The organism is Streptomyces sp. NPDC002838, assembly GCF_040295365.1.
Lineage (GTDB): Bacteria > Actinomycetota > Actinomycetes > Streptomycetales > Streptomycetaceae > Streptomyces.
The window spans coordinates 129,888-154,270 of record NZ_JBEOVF010000022.1 but is presented as its reverse complement, the minus strand read 5'-3'; the positions used below and the strand labels follow the sequence as shown (position 1 = coordinate 154,270).

At 69.1% G+C, this 24,383-nt stretch carries 28 protein-coding genes and 1 pseudogene; 14 read left to right on the top strand and 15 right to left on the bottom strand.

Going from position 1 to position 24,383, the window contains the following annotated elements:
* Window positions 1-130: 130 nt before the first annotated feature.
* Window positions 131-1,576 carry a polysaccharide deacetylase family protein gene (locus tag ABT063_RS26835; RefSeq protein ID WP_351061286.1) on the top strand — a complete coding sequence of 482 codons (1,446 nt, stop codon included), beginning with the start codon at window positions 131-133 and terminating at the stop codon, window positions 1,574-1,576.
* A gap of 14 nt (window positions 1,577-1,590) precedes the next feature.
* On the opposite strand, the gene ABT063_RS26830 is transcribed toward ABT063_RS26835, so the two are convergent.
* Window positions 1,591-1,953 (bottom strand): DUF952 domain-containing protein, encoded by a 363-nt coding sequence (locus ABT063_RS26830; RefSeq protein ID WP_351061283.1) that lies wholly within the window; start codon window positions 1,951-1,953, stop codon window positions 1,591-1,593.
* An 88-nt stretch (window positions 1,954-2,041) separates the two neighbouring features.
* Between ABT063_RS26830 and ABT063_RS26825 the strand changes: the two genes are divergently transcribed.
* Window positions 2,042-2,617 carry an AMIN-like domain-containing (lipo)protein gene (locus ABT063_RS26825; RefSeq protein ID WP_351061280.1) on the top strand — a complete coding sequence of 192 codons (576 nt, stop codon included), beginning with the start codon at window positions 2,042-2,044 and terminating at the stop codon, window positions 2,615-2,617.
* A gap of 131 nt (window positions 2,618-2,748) precedes the next feature.
* On the opposite strand, the gene ABT063_RS26820 is transcribed toward ABT063_RS26825, so the two are convergent.
* Window positions 2,749-2,949 carry a hypothetical protein gene (locus ABT063_RS26820; RefSeq protein WP_351061277.1) on the bottom strand — a complete coding sequence of 67 codons (201 nt, stop codon included), beginning with the start codon at window positions 2,947-2,949 and terminating at the stop codon, window positions 2,749-2,751.
* 122 nt (window positions 2,950-3,071) lie between these two features.
* Window positions 3,072-3,647, bottom strand: a complete 576-nt coding sequence (locus ABT063_RS26815) for a hypothetical protein (RefSeq protein ID WP_351061275.1) — start codon at window positions 3,645-3,647, stop codon at window positions 3,072-3,074.
* Window positions 3,648-3,751: 104 nt separating this feature from the next.
* On the opposite strand from ABT063_RS26815, the gene ABT063_RS26810 reads away from it, so the two are divergent.
* Complete coding sequence (locus ABT063_RS26810; RefSeq protein ID WP_351061272.1) at window positions 3,752-4,423, top strand: hypothetical protein; 672 nt, start codon at window positions 3,752-3,754, stop codon at window positions 4,421-4,423.
* Window positions 4,424-4,605: 182 nt separating this feature from the next.
* Here ABT063_RS26810 and ABT063_RS26805 read toward each other — a convergent pair whose 3' ends face one another.
* Window positions 4,606-5,100 (bottom strand): hypothetical protein, encoded by a 495-nt coding sequence (locus ABT063_RS26805; protein ID WP_351061269.1) that lies wholly within the window; start codon window positions 5,098-5,100, stop codon window positions 4,606-4,608.
* 175 nt (window positions 5,101-5,275) lie between these two features.
* Here ABT063_RS26805 and ABT063_RS26800 point away from each other — a divergent pair.
* Both ABT063_RS26800 and lgoX read left to right on the top strand, forming a co-directional pair.
* A pseudogene (locus ABT063_RS26800) lies at window positions 5,276-5,674 on the top strand (transposase); the annotation flags it as partial.
* A gap of 372 nt (window positions 5,675-6,046) precedes the next feature.
* Window positions 6,047-8,086, top strand: a complete 2,040-nt coding sequence (lgoX, locus tag ABT063_RS26795; RefSeq protein ID WP_351061266.1) for an L-glutamate oxidase LgoX — start codon at window positions 6,047-6,049, stop codon at window positions 8,084-8,086.
* A gap of 90 nt (window positions 8,087-8,176) precedes the next feature.
* Here lgoX and ABT063_RS26790 read toward each other — a convergent pair whose 3' ends face one another.
* Window positions 8,177-8,665, bottom strand: coding sequence for a DUF5994 family protein (locus tag ABT063_RS26790; RefSeq protein ID WP_351061264.1), 489 nt, complete (start codon window positions 8,663-8,665; stop codon window positions 8,177-8,179).
* 199 nt (window positions 8,666-8,864) lie between these two features.
* Here ABT063_RS26790 and ABT063_RS26785 point away from each other — a divergent pair, with 199 nt between their 5' ends.
* Complete coding sequence (locus ABT063_RS26785) at window positions 8,865-9,092, top strand: hypothetical protein (RefSeq protein WP_351061261.1); 228 nt, start codon at window positions 8,865-8,867, stop codon at window positions 9,090-9,092.
* On the opposite strand, the gene ABT063_RS26780 is transcribed toward ABT063_RS26785, so the two are convergent.
* Window positions 9,089-9,502, bottom strand: coding sequence for a DUF5994 family protein (locus tag ABT063_RS26780; protein ID WP_351061258.1), 414 nt, complete (start codon window positions 9,500-9,502; stop codon window positions 9,089-9,091). The two genes, ABT063_RS26785 and ABT063_RS26780, sit on opposite strands and share 4 nt — an antisense overlap.
* Window positions 9,503-9,651: 149 nt before the next feature.
* On the bottom strand, window positions 9,652-10,791 hold the full coding sequence (locus ABT063_RS26775) for a sugar ABC transporter substrate-binding protein (protein ID WP_351061255.1): 1,140 nt from the start codon (window positions 10,789-10,791) through the stop codon (window positions 9,652-9,654).
* Window positions 10,792-11,118: 327 nt separating this feature from the next.
* On the opposite strand from ABT063_RS26775, the gene ABT063_RS26770 reads away from it, so the two are divergent.
* Complete coding sequence (locus tag ABT063_RS26770; protein WP_351061252.1) at window positions 11,119-11,892, top strand: GNAT family N-acetyltransferase; 774 nt, start codon at window positions 11,119-11,121, stop codon at window positions 11,890-11,892.
* Between the two features lie 196 nt (window positions 11,893-12,088).
* Here ABT063_RS26770 and ABT063_RS26765 read toward each other — a convergent pair whose 3' ends face one another.
* The 3 genes from ABT063_RS26765 to ABT063_RS26755 all read right to left on the bottom strand — a co-directional run bounded on the left by ABT063_RS26765 (window position 12,089) and on the right by ABT063_RS26755 (window position 13,366).
* Window positions 12,089-12,385: an SCO5918 family protein gene (locus ABT063_RS26765; RefSeq protein WP_351061249.1), complete on the bottom strand. Its 297-nt coding sequence runs from the start codon at window positions 12,383-12,385 to the stop codon at window positions 12,089-12,091.
* A gap of 142 nt (window positions 12,386-12,527) precedes the next feature.
* Window positions 12,528-12,731 (bottom strand): cold-shock protein, encoded by a 204-nt coding sequence (locus ABT063_RS26760; RefSeq protein ID WP_010986199.1) that lies wholly within the window; start codon window positions 12,729-12,731, stop codon window positions 12,528-12,530.
* A 284-nt stretch (window positions 12,732-13,015) separates the two neighbouring features.
* The gene (locus tag ABT063_RS26755) at window positions 13,016-13,366 is read right to left on the bottom strand and encodes a MerR family transcriptional regulator (RefSeq protein ID WP_351061246.1); all 351 of its coding nucleotides are present in this window, start codon (window positions 13,364-13,366) and stop codon (window positions 13,016-13,018) included.
* A gap of 359 nt (window positions 13,367-13,725) precedes the next feature.
* Between ABT063_RS26755 and ABT063_RS26750 the strand changes: the two genes are divergently transcribed.
* Window positions 13,726-14,580 (top strand): SCO2400 family protein, encoded by an 855-nt coding sequence (locus tag ABT063_RS26750; RefSeq protein WP_351061243.1) that lies wholly within the window; start codon window positions 13,726-13,728, stop codon window positions 14,578-14,580.
* A 77-nt stretch (window positions 14,581-14,657) separates the two neighbouring features.
* Here the strand turns inward: ABT063_RS26750 and ABT063_RS26745 are convergent, their stop codons facing one another.
* Window positions 14,658-15,251, bottom strand: a complete 594-nt coding sequence (locus ABT063_RS26745) for a TIGR03086 family metal-binding protein (RefSeq protein ID WP_351061240.1) — start codon at window positions 15,249-15,251, stop codon at window positions 14,658-14,660.
* A gap of 184 nt (window positions 15,252-15,435) precedes the next feature.
* Between ABT063_RS26745 and ABT063_RS52290 the strand changes: the two genes are divergently transcribed.
* Window positions 15,436-15,807, top strand: a complete 372-nt coding sequence (locus ABT063_RS52290) for an ATP-binding cassette domain-containing protein (RefSeq protein ID WP_502990895.1) — start codon at window positions 15,436-15,438, stop codon at window positions 15,805-15,807.
* A gap of 351 nt (window positions 15,808-16,158) precedes the next feature.
* Window positions 16,159-17,652, top strand: a complete 1,494-nt coding sequence (locus tag ABT063_RS26735) for a DUF2079 domain-containing protein (protein ID WP_502990894.1) — start codon at window positions 16,159-16,161, stop codon at window positions 17,650-17,652.
* A gap of 87 nt (window positions 17,653-17,739) precedes the next feature.
* On the opposite strand, the gene ABT063_RS26730 is transcribed toward ABT063_RS26735, so the two are convergent.
* Window positions 17,740-19,431 carry a lysyl oxidase family protein gene (locus tag ABT063_RS26730; RefSeq protein ID WP_351061237.1) on the bottom strand — a complete coding sequence of 564 codons (1,692 nt, stop codon included), beginning with the start codon at window positions 19,429-19,431 and terminating at the stop codon, window positions 17,740-17,742.
* Between the two features lie 139 nt (window positions 19,432-19,570).
* Here ABT063_RS26730 and ABT063_RS26725 point away from each other — a divergent pair, with 139 nt between their 5' ends.
* Both ABT063_RS26725 and ABT063_RS26720 read left to right on the top strand, forming a co-directional pair.
* Window positions 19,571-19,933: a keywimysin-related RiPP gene (locus ABT063_RS26725; protein WP_351061316.1), complete on the top strand. Its 363-nt coding sequence runs from the start codon at window positions 19,571-19,573 to the stop codon at window positions 19,931-19,933.
* The gene (locus tag ABT063_RS26720) at window positions 19,870-20,571 is read left to right on the top strand and encodes an ATP-binding cassette domain-containing protein (RefSeq protein WP_351061234.1); all 702 of its coding nucleotides are present in this window, start codon (window positions 19,870-19,872) and stop codon (window positions 20,569-20,571) included. The genes ABT063_RS26725 and ABT063_RS26720 overlap by 64 nt, the downstream gene beginning before the upstream one ends.
* Here the strand turns inward: ABT063_RS26720 and ABT063_RS26715 are convergent.
* Window positions 20,552-20,848, bottom strand: coding sequence for a hypothetical protein (locus ABT063_RS26715; protein ID WP_351061232.1), 297 nt, complete (start codon window positions 20,846-20,848; stop codon window positions 20,552-20,554). The genes ABT063_RS26720 and ABT063_RS26715 overlap by 20 nt on opposite strands.
* 272 nt (window positions 20,849-21,120) lie before the next feature.
* Here ABT063_RS26715 and ABT063_RS26710 point away from each other — a divergent pair, with 272 nt between their 5' ends.
* A complete protein-coding gene (locus ABT063_RS26710) occupies window positions 21,121-21,318 on the top strand; it encodes a hypothetical protein (RefSeq protein WP_351061229.1) in 198 nt (65 codons plus the stop codon).
* 6 nt (window positions 21,319-21,324) lie between these two features.
* Here ABT063_RS26710 and ABT063_RS26705 read toward each other — a convergent pair whose 3' ends face one another.
* Together ABT063_RS26705 and ABT063_RS26700 are read right to left on the bottom strand one after the other, a co-directional pair.
* A complete protein-coding gene (locus ABT063_RS26705; protein WP_351061226.1) occupies window positions 21,325-22,743 on the bottom strand; it encodes a hypothetical protein in 1,419 nt (472 codons plus the stop codon).
* A gap of 37 nt (window positions 22,744-22,780) precedes the next feature.
* On the bottom strand, window positions 22,781-23,251 hold the full coding sequence (locus tag ABT063_RS26700) for a GtrA family protein (RefSeq protein ID WP_351061224.1): 471 nt from the start codon (window positions 23,249-23,251) through the stop codon (window positions 22,781-22,783).
* A 116-nt stretch (window positions 23,252-23,367) separates the two neighbouring features.
* Between ABT063_RS26700 and ABT063_RS26695 the strand changes: the two genes are divergently transcribed.
* Window positions 23,368-24,366: a glycosyltransferase family 2 protein gene (locus ABT063_RS26695; protein ID WP_351061221.1), complete on the top strand. Its 999-nt coding sequence runs from the start codon at window positions 23,368-23,370 to the stop codon at window positions 24,364-24,366.
* Window positions 24,367-24,383: the final 17 nt, after the last annotated feature.

The window sequence follows — 24,383 nt, the reverse complement described above, 5'->3', positions numbered from 1 at the left end:
GGTCAGGCGTGGTTGTCCACGTGATTGTCCAGAGGTGATGGAACGGGTCGCTGGACAACCGCCGGGGCCGTGAGGATCGGGCCGTGGCCGTCCGGCCGTCCGGCACATCCCCGTCCCCTAGGGCTCTCCCATGCGCAAGTACTCGCTCCTCCCCTCGCTCCTCCTGCTCGGCTCGCTGGCCCTGACGACGGCATGCGGGTCCTCCTCCTCGGACTCCTCCGGAAAGCAGCCGTCGTCGTCCGCCCGTCCCGGACCGTCCGCCGCGGCCACCGACCGGGGCGTCGACCCGTCGCGGATCAAGGGCCTGGAGATCGTCAGCGACAACAGCGAGCACAGCTCCTGCCCGTACGCGACCAGCTATCCGGCCGTGCCGGGTGCCGAGGCCATGACGGCCGAGATGAAGGAGGACATCGAGGAGCGGCTCGCGAACTTCCGGGCGGCGGTGTGCGACGGCGGAACGACCGCGGTCGAACGCGCGGAGCTGAACGTCAGCCACCAGTTCCTGGTCGCCTCCGGCGACGTCCTGGGCGTACGGCTGACCACGCTGGACGTCAACACGGCCGGGGACGGGCTGATGACCCGCACGTACTGGTACGACGGCAAGGACCGCGACCGCCGTTCCGCCATCGACCTCATCGCGGACGGCTCCACGGACGCCTTCACCACCGCCCTGAAGAAGCAGCTCGATGGCCGGGAGGGCATCGACGCGGCCTCACTCGACGACACCCTCGCCGACCCGGCCGCCCGTGCCGCGGCCCTGGACGACATGGCGTTCACCGCCGACGGCGGACTGAGGGTGGAGTTCGACCGCGGTGAGGTGGGCGTCCCGCCGGCCGGGCGTTTCACCGTGACCCTTTCGAAGGCGACGGTCACCCCGTGGCTGTCCGACTTCGGCGGGCGCGTCCAGCGTCGGACCGCGCACCCGAGCGGCAGCCTCGACCTCGGCGTCACCGCCAAGCCCGAGCCGCCCGTGCCGACGCACACCGCCTCGAAGGACGACCCGACGGACTGCCGGAGGGTGAAATGCGTCGCCCTCACCTTCGACGACGGCCCCGCCGCCCCGGAGACGGCGACGCTGCTGACGTACCTGGCGAAGTACAAGGCGCGGGCCACCTTCTTCACCGTCGGCCAGAACGTCGCCGCCCACCCCGAGCTCCTCCGCGCCGAGACCCGCGCCGGACACGAGATCGGCAACCACTCCTGGAACCACCCCGACCTCACCGGCCTCTCCCCCGCACAGATCAACTCCCAGCTCGACCGCACCAGCGCGGCCATCAAGGCCGCCACCGGCAAGGAGCCGACGCTGTTCCGCCCGCCGTACGGCGCGATCAACGCCAAGGTGAGGGAGGCGACCCGGCTCTCCCCGGTGCTGTGGGACGTGGACACGGAGGACTGGAAGTACCGCGACGCCGCGAAGATCGCCCAGACGGTCATCGCCAAGACCGGCCGCAACGACGTCGTCCTCATGCACGACATCCACTCGACCTCGGTCGCCGCGGTCCCCGAGATCCTGCGCACCCTCACCGCCCGCGGCTACCGCTTCGTCACGGTCAGCCATCTGCGCGCGGCCCTCTGAGCCGGGCCACAGCCTCAGCCGACGTCCGCCAGCCCGGTCGCCCGGCCCTCCTCGTCCCACCGAACCTCCAGAACACGCACGACGGCATCGCGGTTCAGCGGCCCGAACACATGCGGGAACAGGACACCCTCGGCAACCCCGGGCGGCGGAGCGGGAGCGGCCGCCTCCCACTCGCACTTCGCGGTGAGCCGCTCCTCGTCGAGCACCAGCGTCAGCAGCGGCCGGGGCGCGGTCCGGTAGAACGCGTTGACGACGGCGAGCGTGGTCTCCTCATCGGGGGAGCAGTGCACGAAGCCCTCCTCCGCGAGGGAAGCGGGCGCGTACGGCTGGTCGGGACTGGCGTTCCACTCATCGCGCGGGACGACGTGATAGATCATGGCCCGGTTATACAGCAGCGGTATGCAACTTTCCGTCGCACCGGATCGTCTTACCCAATACCAGCTTTACGCAACAAAGGGGGACGTCATGAGGCGAATGGGAGCGGCAGTGGCAGCACTGGCCCTCGCGGGCACGGTGCTGGGTGTGGGGACGACCGCCGCGGGCGCCGCCCCGGCGGCCACCTCGGGTGCCACGGCCTGCCCGACGGGCTGGGGCAGCGGCGTCAAGGGCGGTGTCACCGCCGGCGCCGTACCGCTGAAGGACATCAGGACCGGCAGGCACGACTGCTTCGACCGCATGGTGTTCGACGTCCCCGGCGGCGGCGACGTCGGCTACTACGTCCAGTACGTCGACCGCCTCCACCAGGCCGGCTCGGGCGACTACATCCCGGTCGGCGGCGGGGCGATACTCGAGGTCCGCGTGGCCGCGCCGAGCTACAACCCGGAGACCGGCGCGGCCGTGTACCCCGGAAAGGTGGGCCGCCCCCTGCCCGGCGTGGACATCACCGGCTACCGCACCTTCAAGGACACCCGCTTCGCGGGCAGCTTCGAGGGCGAGACGCAGGTCGGCCTGGGCGTCCGCGCCCGCCTGCCGTTCCGGGTGACGCAGCTGTCCGACCGACTGGTGGTGGACGTGGCCCACAGCTGGACCGGCAGCCGCTGACCTCGCCGCGGCGTACTTGGCGGAGCGCAGCCCCAACCGAAAGGGAGGGTATTCACTCATCAGAGGCGTTCTCCGCCAATGCCGCAAAATGTCCGGCCGACCGTCATTGGCTTCCTGGCATTGCCACCTGCTTATGCGAGCGACCAGGGGATGCCATGCCCGGAGGCGATCAGAACCGCCCCTCGAGCTGCGAGGGTCATCACGACGGGATGTCGACCCTCGCCGGAATCGACGTCCAACAGCAGCTGGAAACGCTGATTCAGAGTTTCCGGACCGGGGATCCGCCGATGCCGGTTGTCGTTCTCCACGCCGAGGACGATGCCGAACTTCACCACCGCTCACCCCTTCCACGACCGCACCGGCCACAGCATCCGGCTGACGGAGATCCAGAACACGGGAAGCCCAAGGCCGCTGTGCGACCGTGAGGCGGGGAACAGCGACAAGCTCAGCGGCTCTACCAGTCGGTCAGGTCAACGAGGAGATCGCAATGCGGGTCGTCACGGACCGGCTGATGGAGCTCCACTTCCTCGATGAGGGAGGGGAGTGCGGCGATCAGCGCGGTACTCGTGCCGGTCAGGCGGATGTCGGCGCCGATGAGGCCTGGGTGGCCGGGAGGCAGTACGTATAGGCGCATCAGGCTCTCGCCCCGCATCAGGAAGCCGATCAGGAAGGGGTCCTCATCCTCGCCGGGGTCGGTCAGGGCACGCAGGACGGTGAGCGCTTGGCACTGTTCGGGCTCAGGGTCCGGGTCCGGGTCCGGGTCCGGGGTGATCTCCTCCGGGTGGAGGCGGATGAGCGTCATCCCCATGACGTCGCTGATGTCGCCGCTGCTGTAGAGCTGGGTTCGGGTCAGGACGGTACGCAGGATGCCGGGGATGTAGGCGGGGGCCACGTGGATGGCGATCCGTACGGCACCGGGGGTGGGCAGGACGCCGCGCAGGCGGCAGCCTTCGACGATGGGCGCGTTCAGGTGATACAGCAGCAGACGGCTGATGGCCGCCTGCTGCTCTCGGTCTTCGGGGTCGATCACCGGTTCATCCATAGCTGACTGGTCGCTCGTGTCTTGCTGGTGCCATGGGTGTTGTCCTGGCCACGGGATCGTCGCCCTGGATCGCCTGACCAAACGGGAGAAGGATGCGACACAAACGACTCGAAGAAGAGGCTGCCGACGCCGCAACGCTGCGTGCACGGCTGCGGCATGTCTACTGGATCGGTGGCGGGAGCGGCGCGGGCAAGTCGACCACGGCTCGCCGATTGGCGGACCGGTACGGCTGGCGTCTCTACGCGACCGACGACGTCATGTCCGATCACGCTCGCCGGACCACGCCCGAAGACGCCCCGTTCCTGCACGAGTTCATCGCCATGGATATGGACGAGCGTTGGGTGAACCGATCTCCGGAAGTCATGCTGGAGACGTTCCACTGGTTTCGAGGTGAGGGGTTCAATCTGATCGTCGAAGACCTTCTTCGACTGCCACCGGAACCTTCTGTAGTCGTCGAGGGCTTCCGACTGCTGCCGCACCTCGTGAAGCCCCTGCTTGCCACACCTGGTCAAGCGGTCTGGCTCCTTCCCACACCCGAGTTCAGCCGGGCCGCGATCCACAGTCGGGCCACGCCGGGGGGAGGGTTCACCCGGAAGGCCAGCGATCCAGAGAAAGCCGACCGCAACATGGCCGAGCGTGACCAGATGTGCACGCAACGCCTCTGCGAAGAGACAGAGCGTCTCGAACTGCGCACCATCGAGGTCGACACGATGATGACCGAAGACGATCTGGCCAGGCTGGTGACCGAAACGTTCGGACTCTGACAACTGCTCTGTCCGACTCCCTGGCGCTCTAGGCCTGTTTCGAGTTCGGATCATGGTGGATTGGGGGCAGCGTAGTCAGCTGAGTGCTTCGTGCGGGTGGAGACCGGCCGAGTAGCCGGCGGGCGTCTTGTCCCAGCGGGCGGCCGCCGCGCGCACCTTTGCTTCTTGCACTCGGCGGCCCGTCAGCCCTCTGTGCGGGGGCGCAGGGTCACGTGATAGTTCTCCCCGCCGTAGAGGGACTCGTAGCGGATCTCCAGGTGCAGGCGCCGAGTTATGAGGTCTATGAACTCGGCATGAGCCTGTGGCTCGTACGGGTCCACGCTCAGCAAGAACTCCTCATAGTCGGTGGCGATGGTCTGCGACTCGCTGAACGTCACAGCGTAGGGCCATACGACGAGGCCTTCACGCGCCCTGTCCGCGCCCGACTTGTTCCACACGCCGATCACTTCGCCGTCGACCGTCAGGGATGTGCTGACGACGACGGCCGGGCCGAGACCGGCGTTGATGAGCCTGATCCCCGCTTTCTGCCCCTTGGACATCCTTCGTTGCAACTGGAGTATGGGCCGCACCGAGTGGCGGTTGTGCTGCCGTGTCGCGCGTACCTCGTAGACCGAGACGGCGAACGATGCCACGGCGATCACGACGGCACACGCCGCGACGACCGTCCCCCCGTCCATTCCGGGCCGCCCCCCTTGTCCGACTCATCCCGCTTGGAATGCCCGAAGAAGGAAGAACCCATGCACACCGGCGCCGGAGAATTGGTGGCCCGGCCAACTCGTCGAATGATGTGCCCTGGCACGCGGCTGGGCCCTGTTTCGGTTGTGATCAAGATGTGAGGTGCTGAAATGAGAGTTGATCAGGCCGTTCCTGCCGGACGGCAGGTTCGGCCCGTACCCGAGCGGCTGCGGCAGCAGTTCGAGGGGGTGATCTGGCGGTTTCGCGCGGGCAGCCAGTGGCGGGATGTGCCGCCCTCATCCGGGGCCTGGCAGACCGTGTACAACCGTTTCGCCCAGTGGCGTGACGCGGGTGTCTTCGAAGGGCTGCTGGACGGGGGTGATCGCCGAGGCGGCTCGGCTCGGGCAGGTGGATCTGTCCCTTGTCAGCGTGGACTCCACGGTGGTCCGTGCCCACCACGACGCGGCGGGCATGCGAGTCAGGGAAGAGGCCCTGGCATCCCTGGTGAAGGCGGCCGGGAAGGCAAAGGGGGGCGGCGGAAGGGACGAAAGGCGCGGGCCGCAGCCGAGACGGACGAGACCGACGTGCATCAGCAAGAGCGGCGGCGCGTGCGGCGCAGCGGCGAGCGGCGAGCGGCGAGCGGCGAGCGGCGAGCTCTTGGTACTGGGCCGGAGTCATCTTCCCTCGCCTTCGCCACCGAACCGGCGGCGCTCACCTGGCGAACCAGCACCCTGTTGCGGGGCCCGGCCGAACTGCTGCTGCGGCCTGGGCTGATACGACACAAACCTCCGAGCAGGGTGGCCGTGGGTTGTCCGGGGGGCGCGCAGAACCTCGTATCCGCTCAGGCGGCGGTCGCGGCAAGAGGCGCACCCCGCCGCGCTCCCACATTCAGGTGGCCCACAGTCGATCTCCCTGCCGAACACACCGCCCCGCACCTATCCAGGACACATGGATGAACTCCGCACCGCAGCCACCCATCCTCCGTTCTCCCGACGGCAGTTCACGACCGCCGCCGGTACGGCCGCAACCGCGACGGCCCTCGGTCTGACCACCGCCGGCGAGGCCACCGCCGCACCCGCCGCAACCCCCGCCACCGCCCCCGCGGCCACCCCCTGCCCACCCAGATCCACCGCCCCCTGGTCCACCTGCCTCGCGGTAGCCCGCGCCCTGCTCGTCGTGGACGACCACGACCGCCCCCTCGTCCCGGAGTACAAGAAGATCCTCAACTCCGGCCTGCCCCGCGCCAAAACCAAGGACGCCAAGAAGATCCTCGTGGTCGGCGCCGGGCCGGCCGGCCTCGTGGCGGCCTGGCTGTTGAAGCGGGCCGGGCATCAGGTGACGTTGTTGGAGGCCAACGGCAACCGCGTCGGCGGCCGGATCAAGACCTTCCGTACCGGTGGGCACGAGCAGGCGGCGCAGCCGTTCGCCGATCCGAAGCAGTACGCCGAGGCCGGCGCCATGCGGATCCCGGGCAGTCACCCTCTCGTCATGAGCCTGATCGAGCAACTCGACGTCAAAAAGCGCCGGTTCCATCTCGTGGACGTCGACGGCGACGGAAAGCCCGTCAACCGCGCCTGGCTGCACGTCAACGGCATCCGTGTGCGCCGTGCCGAGTACGCCAAGGCGCCGCGAAAGGTTAACCGGTCCTTCGGGGTGCCGCGCAAGTACTGGGACACGCCCTCCAGCAAGATCCTGCGCGATGCCCTCGACCCCGTACGCGACGAGTTCAGCACCGTCGGGCCGGACGGCAAGCGCGTCGACAAGCCGCTGCCCGAGCGGGTCAAGGGCTGGGCACGGGTGATCCAGCAGTACGGCGACTGGTCGATGTACCGGTTCCTGACCGAGCGGGCCGGCTTCGACGAGCGGACCATCGATCTGATCGGCACGCTGGAGAATCTGACCTCACGGCTGCCGCTGTCGTTCATCCACAGCTTCATCAGTCAGTCGCTGATCAGCCCGGATACGGAGTTCTGGGAGCTGGTCGGCGGCACGGCGACCCTTCCGGATGCCCTGCTGAAGCAGGTCGCCGACGTTCTACGGCTCGATCGGCGCGCCACCCACATCGAGTACTGGGCCGAGGGTCAGGGTCATAACGGCCGCCGCTCCGGCGATCCCTCCCACGTCGGCCCCGACAGCCCGCACGTATGGATCGACACCGTCTCCGAGGGACGCGGCGGCAAGGTCGTGCGCGAGCAGTTCACCGGCGACCTCGCGATCGTCACCGTGCCCTTCTCCGGGCTGCGGCAGGTCCAGATCAGCCCGCTGATGTCGTACGGCAAGCGCCGTGCCGTCGCCGAACTGCACTACGACAGCGCGACCAAGGTGCTGCTCGAATTCAGCCGTCGCTGGTGGGAGTTCGACGAAGGTGACTGGAAGCGGGAGCTGGACGCCGTACGCCCCGGGCTGTACGACGACTACCGCAACGGCAAGGCGCCCGGCGACGGGAGTCTGCTCGGCGCGCACCCCTCCGTCCCGGGCGGGCACATCAGCGACGCGCAGCGCGTTCACTACGCCGCCAACCGCTGGGCCACCCGCGACCAGCCCGAGGCGGCGCACATCGTCGGCGGCGGATCCGTCTCCGACAACTCCAACCGCTTCATGATCAACCCCTCCCATCCGGTCGAGGGCAGCAAGGGCGGTGTCGTCCTCGCGTCCTACAGCTGGGCCGACGACGCCTCCCGCTGGGACTCCCTCGACGAGGAAGCGCGATACCCGCATGCCCTGCGGGGGCTTCAGCAGGTCTACGGGCAACGGGTCGAGGTGTTCTACACCGGCGCCGGCCGCACCCAGAGCTGGCTGCGCGATCCCTACGCGTACGGCGAGGCGTCCGTCCTGCTCCCGGGCCAGCACACGGAACTCCTCGCCGCCATCCGCTCCCCCGAGGGCCCGCTGTACTTCGCCGGCGACCACACCTCGGTCAAGCCTTCGTGGATCGAGGGGGCCCTGGAGTCGGGGGTGCGGGCCGCGCTGGAGGTCCACAAGGCCTGACGACGGCTGCCGGCCCGGGCCCCGTTGAGCGGACCCGGGCCGCGCTCGTCGTGGATCTCGACCGTGCGGTCGATCGCCTCCGACGGAACATCAAGGCAAGGCCGCTCGGCCCGTGCCGGTGTGGATGAGGATCTGTTCGGCCTGGGTGACGTTGTCGGCGCGGACGGCTTCGGCCATCGCGGCGCGTGCCGCCTCGGGGGCCGTGTGCGGCGGGACCACGAGGAGGGAGAAGTAGTCCTGATCGCCCCGGGTGACGAGGACGGTGTCGTCGCCGACCGGGAACGAGTCGATGTGGACGACACGGTCCTCGATGACCATGCGCGTCGGCAGTTCCTCCCAGGCGCCGGCGTCCAGGCCGACGCGCGTGATCGGACCGAGGTACTCGGTCAGTGCGGCGATCAGGACCGGAAGCTCGGCGGTGATGTCACGGGACCGCGGCCACCAGGCTCCGTCGAGCACTCCCTGACGCTCGTGCGTGGTCTCCAGCCGTACGACGGCCGTCCCGGGTTTCACGGCCTGGTGGACGGCGTCCGGCAGGAGCCTGGTCACGCGGGGGGCGTCGGAATCGGATGCGGACATCGCACTCGCCTGCCTGACGGATATCCGGTCGCACACAGTGGCTTCCTGGTTTCACGGTACTCCTCGTGCCACCGGCCTCCTGGACACGCCGGAGTACAGTAAGGAACCGGCCCGCTGATCTCCGCCAAGGGCCTGGAGGCTGCGGGGACCGTCGTCGTGGGGCCGTGTCGGCGGTTCGTTCATCAACAACGAGGTCGCCATGGAGCCACTGGAATCGTCGCCGGTCGAGCACGCCGAGGTGCACATCGTCGCCGCGTCACCCGAGGTCGCGCGGCGGGTCGCGGAAGTCCTCCGGCACTGCTTCGCCGCCACCGAGCAGCGCAGCTACCCCGCGGGCGCCGACGGAGGCACCCGTCTCCAGCTCACCGTGGACACCGCCCGCACGGCAGAGCCGGCACGGTCCTGGTTGGACAGCAGTCGGTCCTAGGATCTGTCGGACACATTCCCGTCGTCCGCGGCTGCCGCCATGAGTGGCTCCGCCGCCGCCCCGGACGTGTCCGGAGGCACGACCAGCAGGTCCCAGCGCCCCCGGCCCGGGGCGAGCAGGACGACGGTGTGCGGGGCGGAGGCCGCAAGAGCCCTGCGCAGTCGTACTACTTGGTTGAAGACGAGCATTCTGCCGGGCGTCGCGGACCACGTCGCCCCGTTGACCGTGACACTGCTGATGTGGCCCCATGCGAGCGGCAACCCTGCGAGGAGCTGCGGGAGTTCCGCGAGCAGGTCGTACGAGCGGGGCCACCACGCGCCGTCGACGGGCCGGGGCATGCCGCCGCGGGGTGCCAGACGCAGGCGGAGGAGGGGGTGGGAGGGCAGCGGGGGTTGCAGAGCGGTCGTCACGGGGGCGGATCCTGCCTCGGGCGCCGGGCACCCGGTGTGGTGGAACCACGAGAACGAGACCGACTTGAGCACCGGTATACGAAGAATCCTCGCTTCCCTCACCTTACTCCCGCGTGCCCCGAGCCCATTCGGTGTCCGAGCCGGTCGCGCTACGACGTCAGGCCGATCGCCGCGCAGTCGTCCTCGTACTGTGCGGTGCAGATGTCCTTGACGGTGTAGACGCCGTCCCGGATCACCGTGTCCTTGATGTTGTCCCGCGTGAGGGCGACCACCTGCACCAGCTGCGAGGGGATGTCCTCCTCCGTCGGGCTGTCGACCTTGTCGGGGGTCAGCGCGTCGAACTCGATCGAGCGGCCCTGCACCTTGGCCACCGCGATCTCCGCGGCGTTGTCCGCCTCCAGCAAGAACGACTTGTACACGGTCATGTACTGCTCGCCGGAGACGATCCGCTGCACCGCGTCCAGGTTCGCGTCCTGCCCGGTCACCGGCGGGATGTCGGTGGAGCCCGCCTCCTCCAGCGCGTCGATGACGGCGCCGGCCATGCCGTCGTTCGCCGAGTAGACGGCGGCGATGTTGTTCAGCCCGATGGACTGAATCGCCTTCTTCATGTTCACCTTGGCGACCGAGGGCAGCCACTCCCTGGTGTCGTACTGCTTGGCGATGACCACGCGGCCGTCCAGCTCGTCGAGCGCGCCCGCCTTGAAGCGGGCCGTGTTCGGGTCGGCGGGGGAGCCGTTCATCATGACGATCTTGCTGGTCGCCGCGTTGTCCCCGAGCGCCTCGACGAGGGCGCGGCCCTGCACCTCACCGACGAGTTCGTTGTCGTGCGAGACGTACGCGTCGATCGGGCCCTCGGCGAGCCTGTCGTACGCGATGACGGGGATGCCCGCCTCCTTGGCCTTCTCCACGTCCGACGCGATGGCCTTGGCGTCGACCGCGTCCACCAGGACCACGTCCACCTCGGCGTCGATCATCTGCTGGAACTGCTCGCTCTGCTTGTTCGCGCTCGCCCCGGCGTTGGCGTAGCGGACCTTGCCCTTGTTCCCGGTGAGGGAGGCGACCTTCTTCTTGATCAGGGGGTGGTCGAACTTCTCGAAGCGCGCCGTCTCCTTGTCGGGCAGGAGGAGGCCCACCGTGATGTCGTTGCCCTTCGTCGGGCCCTCGGAGCTGTCGCTCCCGTCGACGGCGTCGATGACTCCGCAGGCGGAGAGGGAGAGGGCCGACGCGGAGGCGGTCAGGGCCATGGCGAGGCGACGCACGGCGGTGTTGCGGGGGGTACGAGCTTTCACATCAGGTGCCTTCCGGGGTGGGGGGGGGAGGTGGCGACCAGGTGGGGGAAAGCCAACGCGGCGACGGCGGCAGCGTCAAGCGGCACCCGTTAACGAGACAGCAACAGCACAATATTCGGTTGCCCTTCACCGCACTGCCGTGGGACGGTTCGGCGAACTCCAGTACGTACACGTACACGTACGAACTCACGCTCACGGCGAAGGACTGAAGCCAATGATTGCGGCGGACCCGAGCGGTCGCCGTCGGCAGCGCTGAACCGCCTGCCCTTCCACGGCACCGCCGTCACGACGTCCTTTTCGCTGCCGTCTCGTGAGGTCATCATCACCGTGGACAACACCGTCCAGAGCTTTGCCGTCATCAATCTCCGCCGCCGCCCCGAGGTGGCCGAAGTCGGGGGTTTCGTCGCCGGGTTCGACCCCTCGACCACCAGCCCGTACCTCAACTACGCAACCCCTCTGCCCGACGCCCGCCCGACCGCCCAGGACATCGACGCCCTGATCGAGGCGTTCCGCGAGCGCGGTCTCACGCCCCGGCTGGAGTTCGCCCCGGCCGCCGCGCCCACCGTGGAACAGGCGCTGCGCGCAAGGGGATTCGGCACGGAGGCGGTGAACGAGTACCTGGTCTGCACGCCCGACACCCTGACGATGCCGTCGCCCACTGGTACGCCTGGCGCTCCCGGCCCGCTGCTCGTCGAAACCCCGTCCACGGACGAGGACTACGTCTCGATCGACGCGGCCCTGTCCGAGGCGTTCGCGGGTGCGTTCGCCTCGTCGCCGGAGGGCGTGGCCCGGCTGCGCCGTATCCAGGACGGCGGTGGGGCGGTCCGGTTCGTGCGGGCTCCCGACGGCGGCTGTGCCGGCGCGGCCTCCTGCTCGGCGCCGGCCGTGGGCACGGCCGAACTGGCCGGCGTGGGCACCCGCCCCGCCTTCCGCGGCCGGGGCATCGCCGCGTCGGTCACCGCCGCGCTGACCGAGACGATGTTCGCGCGGGGGGCGCGGTCGGTCTGGCTGGAGTACTCGGGTGAAGGCTCCCGCCGGACCTACGAACGCGTCGGCTACCGGCCCGGAGGCACCCGGCTGTACCTGACGCTCGCGGGATGACCTGGTGACCTGCGTGACATGCGCGGCTTGTCGGGTCACCCCGATACGTCACGCAGGTCCTCCGGCCGCGCGAGGGCGGACGCCGCCGTGTCATCACAAACGGTCATCACAGACGACGACGGCCTCTCCTCCAGTCAATTGACTATCAGAGAGGCCGTTCAGCGCGTCCCGCTCGATCCGCGAACCCGCGTCCCGGTCAGGCGCCCGTCCAGAGAGGCGGCGCGGGAGCCGGGGCGGGGTCCTCGGACGGGGCCACCGGAGGCGCGGCGTGGCAGGTGAAGCCGAGGCGGGTCAGTGCCCTGGTCACCTCACCGGCGCTGAAGTCGCGGCGATCCTGGCGGGTGATCACCTCGCCCACCTGCTTGACCGGGTACAGCCGGCGCCCGATGGCCACACAGGCACCGGTGACATCCTCGGGGCGGACACCCTTCATCTTGGTCTCCACCTCGCTCTTGTCCAAGTCGAAGGGATAACGGGCGATCACAACGCGCATGGTGCCTCACCAAAGGTTGGGGGGAACGGTTTCTCGGCTGGGAAACGCACAGAAAAGCGGAAACAAACAGGGCCCGCACCCGAGGTGCAGGCCCTGTTTCGCCGTATGCGCGAATGGCTCAAACGCAAACGTCAGGCAAACATCAGGCGGGAACGATGTTCTCCGCCTGCGGGCCCTTCTGGCCCTGCGTGACGTCGAAGGTCACCTTCTGACCTTCCTGCAGCTCGCGGAAGCCCTGGGTGGCGATGTTCGAGTAGTGGGCGAAGACGTCGGCGCCGCCGCCGTCCTGCTCGATGAAGCCGAAGCCCTTTTCCGCGTTGAACCACTTCACAGTACCGGTGGCCATGTCATATCTCCTGAGGCAGTGCTGGAAGCCCGCACCGCGCGGACCTCCCCATCGCCGTGATGATCACCTGCCCGGAAAAACCGGCAGCAAAATGGCAACCACAACTGCAACTGACGTCCAGCCTAGCACGGCAGGACACGAAACAAATGGATGTCGAGAAACCGGCGAGAAGGCGCCGGGAAGGAGCCGAGAGGCAGCGGGCATTGCCCGAAAATATCGGCAGAGCTCACCGCAGAATTATTTTGGGGGGCCACTCGGATTTCTACTCCGGCCGTGTGAGATATTCACTGGCCGCCCGGGACGGATCCGGGCTCTCTCTCCGGCCGACGCAGCTCCTCGTTGTCGCGCAGGGCCTCCTCCAGCCGGTCCTCGAGGCCGATGATGCGGCAGGCCGCGTCGATCGGGGTCCCCTGGTCGACCAGTTCACGGGCCCGGGCGGCCAGGCGCAACTGGTGGCGCGAGTAGCGGCGGTGGCCGCCCTCCGACCTCGTCGGGACGATGAACCCCGCCTCACCCAGGGCTCGCAGGAACCCGGGCGTACCACCGATCAGCTCGGCGGCCCGGCCCATGGTGTACGCCGGGAAGTGGTCGTCGTCGAGCCGGTCGGCGACGTACTGCTGGTCTTCCGAGGGCATCTGCGCCTTCCCGCGGGCCGCCGGAGCACGACCCGCCACAGGGGCTGGTTTCCCCGCAGGAGAACTTTAGTCGCCCGAGGCGAAACTCTGCTGCGGCGGGCACAGGTCTGCCGCGGCGACTACAGCCGGCCGAACACCTCCGGCGTCCCCGGGTGTGTGACGGCTGGTGTGTTCTGAGACCTCTGTGACCAGAGGTGTGTAAAACCCGTACCCAGAGAATCCGCGCAGGAGTGTCACACGGACTGCACACAGTCGTCCGATCGTGTCGTTAGCGTTACTGACCACTCGCTGCCTCATGCGAACGGCGAGTACTGCACGGCCCGGAGGGTCGTCGGCATGTCAACTCAGGAAGACCACAGATGGACTACTGCTCCACGTGTCGTCGGCATCTGAATGGCGCCCTCGTGTGCCCCGGATGCGGTGCCTACGCCCCGGACATCGCACCGGGCATCATCGACGGTCACCCCGTGCCGGGGCCGGCCACCACCGCTTCGCCGGGCACGGCTGCTTGGGGTGTCACCCCCTCGGACACGCCGCGCGAAGCCCCACCCGTCGACCCCACCAGCGATGACTTCGACCATGCGATACCCGCGCCGCGAGGGCGCGCGGCACGCCGTCGGCAGCAGGCCCGGTGGAAGAAGACCCAGCGCCGGGCACTGGTCGCGACGGCGGTCGCACTCGTCGGAGGCGGCCTGACCGTCCTCTCGATGGACCGGCAGTCCACGGACAAGACGCAGGCGGCCACCGCCCCGGACGTCACGGGCATGGGCGGCGCGAAGGAGACGACGGACCAGCACACCCGCCCGGAGTCGACACCGCCCACCACGCGCGGCACCTCGCGCGCCCACGAGGAGCAGGCGCCCGCGGCAGACGACCAGCGTCGCCGGCCCGCCCCTGCCTCGACCCCCACCACACCGGCGAACACCCGGCCGGACGCCGCGACCGTCCCCCGGACGCCGGTGAATCCACAGCCGCGGACCACGCCCCCGACCTCCGTCTCGGCCGGATCGGTCACCGACCAGACCCGGTCCGGCACCGGGTCCGACTCCGACTCCGGGTCCGGGTCCGGTACGACGGCCCAGCCGACCCCCGCTCCGCCCACCGCCGGCGACAACGCAGGCTCGGACTCGGGCAGCTCGCAGACGAGCCCCGACCCGTCGACGACTTCGCCCACCTCGCCCCAGCTCTGCCTGCTCGTGATCTGCCTCAGCTGACCCAGGGCCTGTCCACTACTACGCCGTCCTGCCCGGCGGCGGGCCTCCTCCAGGTACTGGAGGTCCAGCGCAGGCGGTCAGGCCTCGCGCCGCCACGCCGGGTCGCGGCCCGACAGGCCCAGGGCTCGGTCGAACAGCGGGGCGGTCGACGGCACGGGGACCTCCGGGCCGAAGGCCCCGTACTGCCTGGCCATCTCGGCCCGGCCGGCGACGTCCTCGTACGCGGCCGCCGCGAGGTCGTCGTCCACGGTCAGCTGCTGTCCGGTGGCCACCGCCAGGTCCCAGCCGTGCAGCAGCCACTCGCACAGCAGGATCCCGCCGACGAAGCCGGCCGGCATCAGGCGGCCGTTGCCGGTCAGCGCCGTCTCGCCGATCCAGGCCCGCGGGTCGCTCCACACCTCGGCGGTCGCCGCCGCCCGGGCGGCATAGGCCTCGGCCCAGCCCGGCTCCGCGGTGAAGTCATGGCCCTGCTCGACCTCGCCCGGCTGCGGGGGCTGCTTGAGCCCGGCGCCGTACCCGCGTGCGCCGGTCCAGTAGATCAGGTGATTCAGCAGCGCCCGGACGTTCAGCTCGGTGCACGGCGTGCGCCGGTCCAGCTCGCCGGGACCGATCCCGCGCACGACGTCCACGGCCGCAGCTGAGGCCCGGATCATCACGACTGTCGGCTCCATGGCGCTCGCTCCTTGCTCTGCTGTCTCCGGGAGCACGGTCCCCGCTGTCTTTGAGGGCACGGTAGGCAGACCGAGAACGGCGGGGATTGAACAAACGCGACAGCGGGAGCGACGGACGGCGACCGATCCGGAACGTACTGCGTTCGTGTGAAGTTCAGACCACGAGCGTTACGGCACGCGCGATGTGCTGAGCGGACTCGACCTGGAGGTCCGCAGAGGCGAACTCTTCGCGCTGCTCGGCCCCAACGGCGCGGGCAAGAGCACCACGATCGAGATCCTCGAGGGCTACCGCGCCCGCTCCGGCGGCGACGCCGAGGTCCTGGGCCAGGACCCCGCGCGCGAGGACCCCGCCTGGCGGGCCCGCCTCGGCATCGTCCTGCAGGCCAACCGCGACCACGGCCGCTGGCCGTTCCGCGCTGCTGCCCGACAGCGCCCAGACCCTGGAGGTGTCGGCTTCGCGCTCGCCCCGCGGCTGCTCCAGCGGATGGCCCGCCGGGAGTCGGGAAGCCGGCTGTCGGAGCGGGAGCAGCGGCGGATGGTGAAGACGGCGTACTGACGTGGTGGTGAGGCTGGAACCCCGAGAGGCTCCAGTGGGTCTAGAGGGGCGAGGGTTCTCCGCCCTCCCGGCAGTCCCTCACGGGGCAGCCACACCTGAACAGGGACCCACTCGCGAGGCCCGGCGCACGAGGCGCGACACTCGGAGGGCGCTCGGCCCACAAAGCTCCGGCGCACGCCCCCTGCTCGCCCACGCGCCCCTCCTTCACCACACACCCGACCCCAAAGCCGCCCTCCTTCACCACACTCCCGTCCCCAAAGTGCCCTCACCGCACTCCAGACTCTCAAGCCCCCACCACAACGGCCCCACTCGCAAGACCTGCTCGCAAGACCCTGCTCGTAAGGACTCCCCGTGCCCAAGGCTCTCCCTGGCCCGCCGCAGGACGCGCCGGCCGCACAGGCGCCATCGATACCGGCCCAGACCGCAAACGACGACCCGGCTCCTCACATATCCCCGCCGGTCACCCACCCCCCGGGTGACCGGCGCCCCCAGTTGCCCGGCAGCCTCGACCCCTACCTCCTCGCGGCCGCCCTCTTCCTCGTCTACGCGGCCGTCTCCATCTCCCGCTACCGGCATCTGGCGACCATGTCGTGGGACCTGGGCATCTTCGAGCAGGCCATCCGCGCCTACGCCCACCTCCAGGCGCCCGTCGTCGACCTGAAGGGCCCGGGCACGAACGTCCTGGGCGACCACTTCAGCCCGGTCACCGCCCTCCTCGCCCCCCTCTACCGGCTCTTCCCCTCCCCCATCACGCTGCTCGTCGCCCAGGCCGCGCTGTTCGCGCTGTCGGCCGTACCGGTCACCCGCGCGGCCGCGAATCTCCTGGGCCGCCGCCGGGGGCTCGCGATCGGCATCGCCTACGGCCTGTCCTGGGGCGTTCAGCGCGCCGTCGACTTCGACTTCCACGAGATCTGCTTCGCCGTACCGCTGATCGCCTTCTCCCTGGAGGCCGTGCTGGCCCAGCGTTGGCGCCGGGCCCTGCTCTGGGCGCTGCCGCTGATCTTCGTCAAGGAGGACCTCGGCCTGACGGCGGCGGCGATCGCCGTGGTCGTAGCCCTGCGCGCCCGCGGCAGCTCCCCCCGCACGACTCTGTACGCCCTCGGGGCGGCGGCCCTGGGCGCCACCGCCACTCTGCTGACGCTCACCACGATCATCCCGGCCTTCAACACCGTCGGCGACTACGACTACTGGACCAAGGTCGACAGCGGCTTCGCCCTCTTCGACGGCGTCGACACCAAGCTCCGTACCCTGGCCTGGCTGCTGATCCCCACCAGCGGCCTGTTGGCCTTGCGCTCCCCGCTGTTCGCCGTCGCCCTGCCCACCCTCGGCTGGCGCTTCGTCTCCGCCGACGACCACTACTGGGGCACCGACTGGCACTACAGCGCGGTCCTGATGCCCGTCGTCGCGCTCGCCCTCGTCGACGCCCTCACCGCCGCCCGCCGCAGCTCCCGCCCCTGGCTGCGCTCGTACGCGTTCCACGTGCCCACCGCCGTGGCCGCGGCGGCCCTCGCGCTGACGACCGCCCTCCCCGTCTCCGCGCTGACCGAATCCGCCGCCTACGACAAGCCCGCGCGCGTCACCGCGATAGAACGCATGCTGAACCGCAGCATCCCGGACGGCGCGACCGTCGAGGCCAACATCGGCCCGACCAGCCGCCTCACCTCCCGCTGCCGCGTGTTCTGGCTCGGCAACACCCGGGGCATCGCCCCCGACTACATCGCCCTCGACAACACCGACGGCGGCATCCGCGACGTCGAGGAGTACGCCCGCCAGCTCCACCCGAAGGCCCAGTACGCGATCATCGGAAACACCCAGGGTTACGTGGTGCTCCAGCACCGCACTTGAACCCGTACAGAGCCCTGAGAGCACGAGTGGGCGGGCAGTGCGGGCATGAGCCGCGCTGCCCGCCCAAGCGGTCCACGTTTACGGAGCTTACGGAGCGTCGATCAGATCGTGCGGCGGCACGTTGACGGTCCGGGCGCCGGGCTCACCGCCCAGGATGACCTTCCGCAGGGCGACGTTGTTGTCGGTGTTCGTCTCCTGGAGCCGCTTCTCCGGGTTGGCGATCACCTGGATGTAGTACGTGCCGTTGGGCAGGTCGGTGATGTCGAAGGACTGGCCGGGACGGTACTGGGTGTACGTGTCGCCGGAGCCGACGTCGAGGACCTCACGCACGGAGATCGAGTTCTGCTCACCGCAGGCGGTCGACAGGTCGGTGTTGTACGGGTGCCAGTTGGCGTTCTTCACCGTGTAGTCGATGGCGTCGGTGTTGGCCAGACAGAACGCCTCCTTGCCGCTGCGCACCTCCTTCGTCTGGTCCTCGCTCAGCAGCCGGTAGCTGGCGAAGTCCGTGAAGTGCCAGTGCTCGTGACCCTGCCGCGGGTCCCACTCCATGGTGCCGGTGGGCGTGTACCCCACCTGCTTGCCCTTGGCGTCGTAGAAGTACTGGTAAGCGTCCATCAGGTCCTTGCCAGGACTGCGGAACCCGTCCACGACGAGGGGCGCGGGCCCCGCGTTCCACACATTCGCGGAGAAGGCGAGGTAGTCCTTGCCCGGTACGTCCCCGTCCTCGCCGTCGGTGATGGCGATGTCCCAGGCGGGCAGCGAACGCAGGTCGGGCTTGGGCACGTTGGCGGGAGCACCCGCCCGCCCGGTGGGCCGCTTGGTGGCCGGCTCCAGCGCGGGCGCGACACGCGAACCGTCGGTGTGCCCCTGCCCGTCGCCGAGGTGGTGGGCCGTGCCACGGTCCTCGAGGGCGTTGGAGAGCTCGGGCGCGGGAGGAGCGTCGGCGCCGCGGGGGCCGTAGTGGTGGCCGGTGGACCCGGAGTCGGAGGTGGCGTGGGCCTCGTGCCCACTTCCGTGGTGGGCGGAGGACCGCGTGGAGGAGGTCAGCCCCGCCGCCCCCTCACCCTCACTCACGTCCCGTACGGTCAACTTGATGGTCGGGCGCTCATCCGGAATACCGAACAGGTCCCGGTACACCTTGGCCACCGCGACCTTGGCCGTGTACTCACCCGCGGGCAGGTCCACCGGATTGTCCCAGTCGACCCTGCTGGTGTTGGCCGCCCAGCCCTTCTCGACGCCCCACACCGAGCCCAGCGTCCAGGGGTTGGTGGAACAGCCCTCCGGATAGTGCGAGGTGGCCGGCGCGTCGGGACGAAGCCGCCCGGACGCGTTGTTGGGACAGAAGGTCTCGGCGGCCTTCCTCACTTCCTCACCGGCGGCGTTGGTGATGGACATCTCGAGAAACCCGGGCAGCCCGGAGAAGTCCTTCACCAGTCCGGCAGGCAGCTTCTTCGTCTTCGTACGCGTCCCGTCACGAAGTATCTGCTGGGCGACGACAGGATCCTTGTACGACTTCCGCGTCACCTTGAACTCCAGCGGCGCGCCGTCGACGGTGACGTACGTGCCGAGGTCCAGGTGGACACCCTCCTCGCTCCACCGGTCGATGGTCACGGAGTTGGACGCGGCGACGAGCTTCAACGACGGCTGCCCGGCCGCACGCTCAGCCGCCACCGCCCCGGTCCCGGGAACGGCCCCGGACCCCGTGACGACGACGGTGAGCGCGGCCCCCGCGGCGAGCGCCGAGCGCTTTAAGCGACTTCTGTGTTTCTGACTGGTCATCGGTTGCTGGTCTCCCACGCGTTCTCGATCGAGTATGTGAGCGCCCTGTGAGAGACGTATGAGCCTTGTTGAGGTTGCCTGTTGAGGCGGAACTGGACTCGGGGGGCCTGGACACGTCCGAAAATCGCCGCCGCCCTGCCTGCGGACTGGCGGACTTGGCGGCCGGAGGTGTAACGACACGCGCACGTACGAGCGTCCGACGCTGACCACGGTCGGCTCCTTCCGCAAGACCGGTCTGGGCTTTGCCCGGGGGCGGGAAAGCTGGTGGAGCCGATCGGCACGCTGTTCCAGTCCTTCAGCACCATGGAGCAGGGCATGGGCCGTACCGCAGGGTCACGGAAGTGCTGGCGCTGCCCACGGAGCAGGACGCCGTGTCCGGAGCCGCGGCTCCGGCGCCGTACCGGGGCGGGCGGCAGGGGTGGGCGGCCGCGGGCACCCGTGCTGGAGTTCCAGGACGTCTGGTTCGGCTACGAACCGCGGCGCCCCGTCCTGCGCGGCGTGACCTCCGAGATACCGGAGCACTCCCATGTCGCCCTGATCGAGCGGTTCTACGACCCGGACCGCGGCCGGATCCTCTTCGACGACCGTGACATACGGGCACTCGGCCGAGCCGACCACCGGGCCCGGGCCGGCCTGGTGGAGCAGCATGCCCCGGTGCTGTACGGCACGCTGCGGGAGAACCTGACCTACGCCGTCCCGGACGCCGGACAGGACGAGGTGGACCGGGTGGTCGAACTGGCGCACCTCACCGACCTGGTCGACCGTCTGCCGCAGGGCCTGGACACCGACGCCGGGGAGCACGGCATGGCGCTGGCCGGTGGCGAGCGCCGGCGGATCGCGATCGCCCGTGCCCTGCTGACCCGGCCGCGCCTGCTGCTGCTGGACGAGCCGACCGCCCATCTGGACGCGGTCAGCGAAGTGGCGCTGCGCAGATCGATCCGCGAGACCACGGCGGAGTGCACCCTGCTGGTGATCCGGGCACCCACGACGAACTGCCGGCGGACAGCGAGCAGTACCGCGTGCTGTCACGTGCCCAGGAAACGGGGGACGTGCTGTCCGGGTAGCGGTGTCATCCGGCGGGCTCGGCGGAATGCGAAGGGCGTCGGCGTTGTTCGTCGGGCTACGGGGTCACCAGGTTGAAGACCGGGTAGATCTTCGGTTCCGCCTCCGGCGCACCTGCCTCTCGCAGCAGCGGCAGGACGATTTCGCTGAACCGTTGGAACGCCTCCTCGGACTCCCAGACGTCAGCGACAAACCAGCCATCGGGAGTGCGGGCGGAGATGTGCGAAATGAGACCGGGTACCGGCCAGTCCGTGGTGTTCTTGACCAGACCGCGGCCCTGATTCACCTTGTCGGTGACCTGCTCGTACTGGGCCTGTGTCATGCCGGGTTGGTCGAAGACCGCGATGATCGCCATGCTGGGCTCCATTGCGCGCGAATTTGCGGGGTCAGACCCACCCGACCATCTCGGTGAGCCGACCGCACCTCGGGCTGCGCCGTACGGATCGGACCTCTCGAAGCTGTCCGGCCACGGAGGGACATATCCACACCGTCGGGCGAATGCGACCGTTACCAAGATCCGCCTGGGCCGTTGGCCCGACAGGCGCGCACCGCCCCCTTGGGCGGACCAGGGCGCCGGTGCCGTCAGGAATCTCCGACAAGGGAACAGAGATGAACAAAACATCCCGAATGGCGACTGTCACGCTCCTTGCTCTCGGCGCCCTGAGCCTCCCGGCGTACACCGCCTCAGCGGCCGCCCCTACCGCCGACCCCGGTCCGGTCGGCGGCCTGCTGCATCAAGTCACCGGGCCAGTCAAGCCCGTTGTGGCGCCCCTGCTCGAACAACTCCCGGCGGTGAACATCAATAATGTGGGCCGACGCCTCTAGGGCCTGTCACCCGGCCGGAGATTCGTCCCTGGCGTCCGCCGACTGATGCACCGGCAGGCCGCGGCCGTCGGCGCCGAAGCCTGCCGGAGGCGAGGAGGCGGTGCCACGATGCAGCCAGGCCAGGAGGAGACCGAGAGTGCAGGCGATCGCCGGCCAGTAGACGTAGCGGTAATTCGTCGCGGGCATGATGGGCAGGTAACCGAGCACGTATGCCGCCGCACTGACCCCCAGCGCCCGGATCGGCATCGAGAACGGTCCCCTGCCCGGGCGGATGGAAAGCACGAGCCCGATCGTGAGCCAGAACCATCCCCGGAAAAGCGGCCGAAGATCCGTGACCGCACCTAGGACGTACGTTTCGAGCATGTCCTCCATTCGGTCGTGCGACACCTTGAGCCCCAGCTCGTTGTCGCGGACCCCCGGGTGATACGGATAGCCGGTCTCGAAGAGCAGTTCCGTGAAGAGCCGCAGCCGGTACTGGACATAGCCGGGAACGTGGCTGCTCATCTCGCGCGTCCACAGGGACGTGATCTGGTCCGCGTGCCCCACCAGCCCGTTCGCCGGGCGTTCGTAGCAGGTCCAGTAGGTGTCCGACAAGGAATTGACGCGGTCACACTTCTTCGCCGCGGCCACGAGGCGGTCCCGCAGGTCCGGTGACACATCCGCCGACCGCAGTTCTTTCACGGTCAGTACGTGGACCAGGTCGTCGAGCATGATCTGCGCGGCTTGTTTCGTGTGTACGGGCCGGGCGATCCAGGAGATGGCGGTGGCCGGCACGACAAGGCCGACCACGAGTGCCGCTGTGCAGATGACCCACATCCGGCGTCCGGGATTGCGCCACAACGCGAGGACGAGCATGAAGAAGATCGGAATCGCGGCGAAGAACGCGTTCTTGCGAACCAACATGGCGTAGGCGAGGAAGAGCACGCCCAGCCAGAGCAGGCCCCACCGCAGCGCGGGGCGAGGGCGCCCCTCGCGCAGACGCAGGCCGACGAACGCGACCGCGCAGGCGGCGAGAAGCGCGAACGCCGTGTGGACGTCCTTCCACACCACCCCGACGAACGTCAGAACGTGGGGAGTCAGCCCGAGGCCGAGGACGGCGAGCGAACCGGCACGGCTCGCGGTCAGTTCCCAGACGCACCAGGCCATCACCCAGAGCGCCCCCCAGAAGACGACGGACTGGAGGACGGCCATGGACGCGGGCGAGCCGGTCACCGCGATGAGCGCACGCCATACCAAGCTCAAAACGGGTGGGTGCCAGTCGGTGAGTGGCGTCTTTCCCATGGCTTGCCGGAGCTGGTCGATGCTGTCGGGGCTCATGTACCCGGGGGCGAAAACGACGGTCGTGGCCAGGCAGCAGGCCGCGGCGACAGTGGTCAGTACCCCGATCCAGCGCTGTTCGCCCCGGATCCATCGAGTATGTCCCATATGCCGGATGCTAACAGCGCCGGCAGGACCGGCCGGATCAGGGCGCGACGAAGACGTAGCGCCGGTAGGCGAAGAAGCGGAACAGCGTGGCGAGAACCCAGCCGAAGACGCGGGCGGCATTGTCACTGAGGGCCGATTCGAGCCCGATCACGTGCCGTGCCAGGAAGACCGTGCCCGCCGTGATGGCGACGCCGACGATGTTCGCGAAGAGGAACAGGGTCAGCTCCTGGGTCACCTTTTCGCGACGCTGGTGACGGTAGGTCCAGTAGCGGTTCCCGACCCAGCTGAAGAGCGTCGCGGCACTCGTCGCGATCACGGATGCCTGGACGGGCGCGGTCCGCATCGATCCGCCACCCGCGGCGCCGGGGAGGCCGAAGACCAGCAGGTTGTAGCCGCCGTTGTCCACGACGAAGGCCAGCGCCCCGACGATCCCGAACTTCGCGACCTCGCGCCAGACGCCCCTGACGGCGTCACGCACACGGAGTGTCAGAAACACGAGAACCGGCACAAAGCGAGGGTAACGACACGGCGCGCCCTCCCTTTCCGGACTCGCCCATAACGCATCATTTCTTCTTATATGCGGCATCTGTTCGCGCAGGGGTGTTTGGCGTAAGGAGTTAAGGAGTGGTCGTGAGACCGACGATCGCGTGTGTCGTGCCGTGTCACAACGAGGAGGCGGCCGTCGGCAAGGTGGTGCGCGATCTGAGGGCGGCGCTCCCCGAGGCCGACATCTACGTGTACGACAACGCCTCGACCGACCGCACGGTGGAGGTCGCCCGCGAGGCGGGTGCGATCGTCCGGGAGGAGCCTCGCAAAGGCAAGGGCAATGTCATCCGGCGCGCCTTCGCCGATGTCGACGCCGACGCGCTGCTCATCATCGACGGCGACGACACGTACGACGCGTCACGGGCGCGCGACATGGTGAACCTGCTCTTCGAGGGGCCCTACGACCAAGTCGTCGGCGCTCGCCGCGAGACGGTCAGCGGTGCCTACCGGGCGGGGCACACCGTCGGCAACAAACTGCTCACCGGGGCGGTTCGCTCTCTGTTCGGCAATGACGTGACCGACATGCTGAGCGGCTACCGGGTCTTCTCCCGGCGCTTCGTCAAGTCCTTCCCGGCGCTCTCCCGCGAGTTCGAGACCGAGACCGAGATGACCGTCCACGCCCTCCACCTCCGCCTCCCCACGGCGGAGGCAGTGGTGGATTACAGAGTCCGGCCCGACGGAAGCGAGAGCAAACTGCGAACATGCCGAGACGGCTGGCGCATCCTCCGGCTCATCCTCGATCTGGCGCGGCGCGAGCGGCCCTCGCTCGTCCACACCGTGATCGCGGCTCTGCTCGCCCTCGTCTCGGTCGTTCTCGGTATCCCCGTGATCACCGACTTCATCCGGACAGGCACCGTGCCACGCTTCCCGACAGCGATCCTCGCCGCCGCGATCATGACCATCGCGACGCTCGTCCTGCTCGTGGGCTACATCCTCGAATCGGTCATGTACATGCGGCAAGAACAGTTGCGACTCGTGCACCTCGCCTACCCGGCACCGCACCCCTCGCCACCGCACACGGGCCGGGAGACCGACGCCGATCCCGTGCCGGTTCGCAAAGCCGCCGGCCGGTCGTGACACCACCGCTTCTCGAG

Bases quoted from the DNA above. Each gene is read 5' to 3' on its own strand.
- ABT063_RS26835 (WP_351061286.1), top strand. From the start codon at position 131: ATGCGCAAGTACTCGCTCCTCCCCTCGCTCCTCCTGCTCGGCTCGCTG.
- ABT063_RS26830 (WP_351061283.1), bottom strand. From the start codon at position 1,953: ATGATCTATCACGTCGTCCCGCGCGATGAGTGGAACGCCAGTCCCGAC.
- ABT063_RS26825 (WP_351061280.1), top strand. From the start codon at position 2,042: ATGAGGCGAATGGGAGCGGCAGTGGCAGCACTGGCCCTCGCGGGCACG.
- ABT063_RS26810 (WP_351061272.1), top strand. From the start codon at position 3,752: ATGCGACACAAACGACTCGAAGAAGAGGCTGCCGACGCCGCAACGCTG.
- ABT063_RS26805 (WP_351061269.1), bottom strand. From the start codon at position 5,100: ATGGACGGGGGGACGGTCGTCGCGGCGTGTGCCGTCGTGATCGCCGTG.
- lgoX (WP_351061266.1), top strand. From the start codon at position 6,047: ATGGATGAACTCCGCACCGCAGCCACCCATCCTCCGTTCTCCCGACGG.
- ABT063_RS26790 (WP_351061264.1), bottom strand. From the start codon at position 8,665: ATGTCCGCATCCGATTCCGACGCCCCCCGCGTGACCAGGCTCCTGCCG.
- ABT063_RS26785 (WP_351061261.1), top strand. From the start codon at position 8,865: ATGGAGCCACTGGAATCGTCGCCGGTCGAGCACGCCGAGGTGCACATC.
- ABT063_RS26765 (WP_351061249.1), bottom strand. From the start codon at position 12,385: ATGCGCGTTGTGATCGCCCGTTATCCCTTCGACTTGGACAAGAGCGAG.
- ABT063_RS26760 (WP_010986199.1), bottom strand. From the start codon at position 12,731: ATGGCCACCGGTACTGTGAAGTGGTTCAACGCGGAAAAGGGCTTCGGC.
- ABT063_RS26755 (WP_351061246.1), bottom strand. From the start codon at position 13,366: ATGCCCTCGGAAGACCAGCAGTACGTCGCCGACCGGCTCGACGACGAC.
- ABT063_RS26750 (WP_351061243.1), top strand. From the start codon at position 13,726: ATGGACTACTGCTCCACGTGTCGTCGGCATCTGAATGGCGCCCTCGTG.
- ABT063_RS26745 (WP_351061240.1), bottom strand. From the start codon at position 15,251: ATGGAGCCGACAGTCGTGATGATCCGGGCCTCAGCTGCGGCCGTGGAC.
- ABT063_RS26730 (WP_351061237.1), bottom strand. From the start codon at position 19,431: ATGACCAGTCAGAAACACAGAAGTCGCTTAAAGCGCTCGGCGCTCGCC.
- ABT063_RS26715 (WP_351061232.1), bottom strand. From the start codon at position 20,848: ATGGCGATCATCGCGGTCTTCGACCAACCCGGCATGACACAGGCCCAG.
- ABT063_RS26710 (WP_351061229.1), top strand. From the start codon at position 21,121: ATGGCGACTGTCACGCTCCTTGCTCTCGGCGCCCTGAGCCTCCCGGCG.
- ABT063_RS26705 (WP_351061226.1), bottom strand. From the start codon at position 22,743: ATGGGACATACTCGATGGATCCGGGGCGAACAGCGCTGGATCGGGGTA.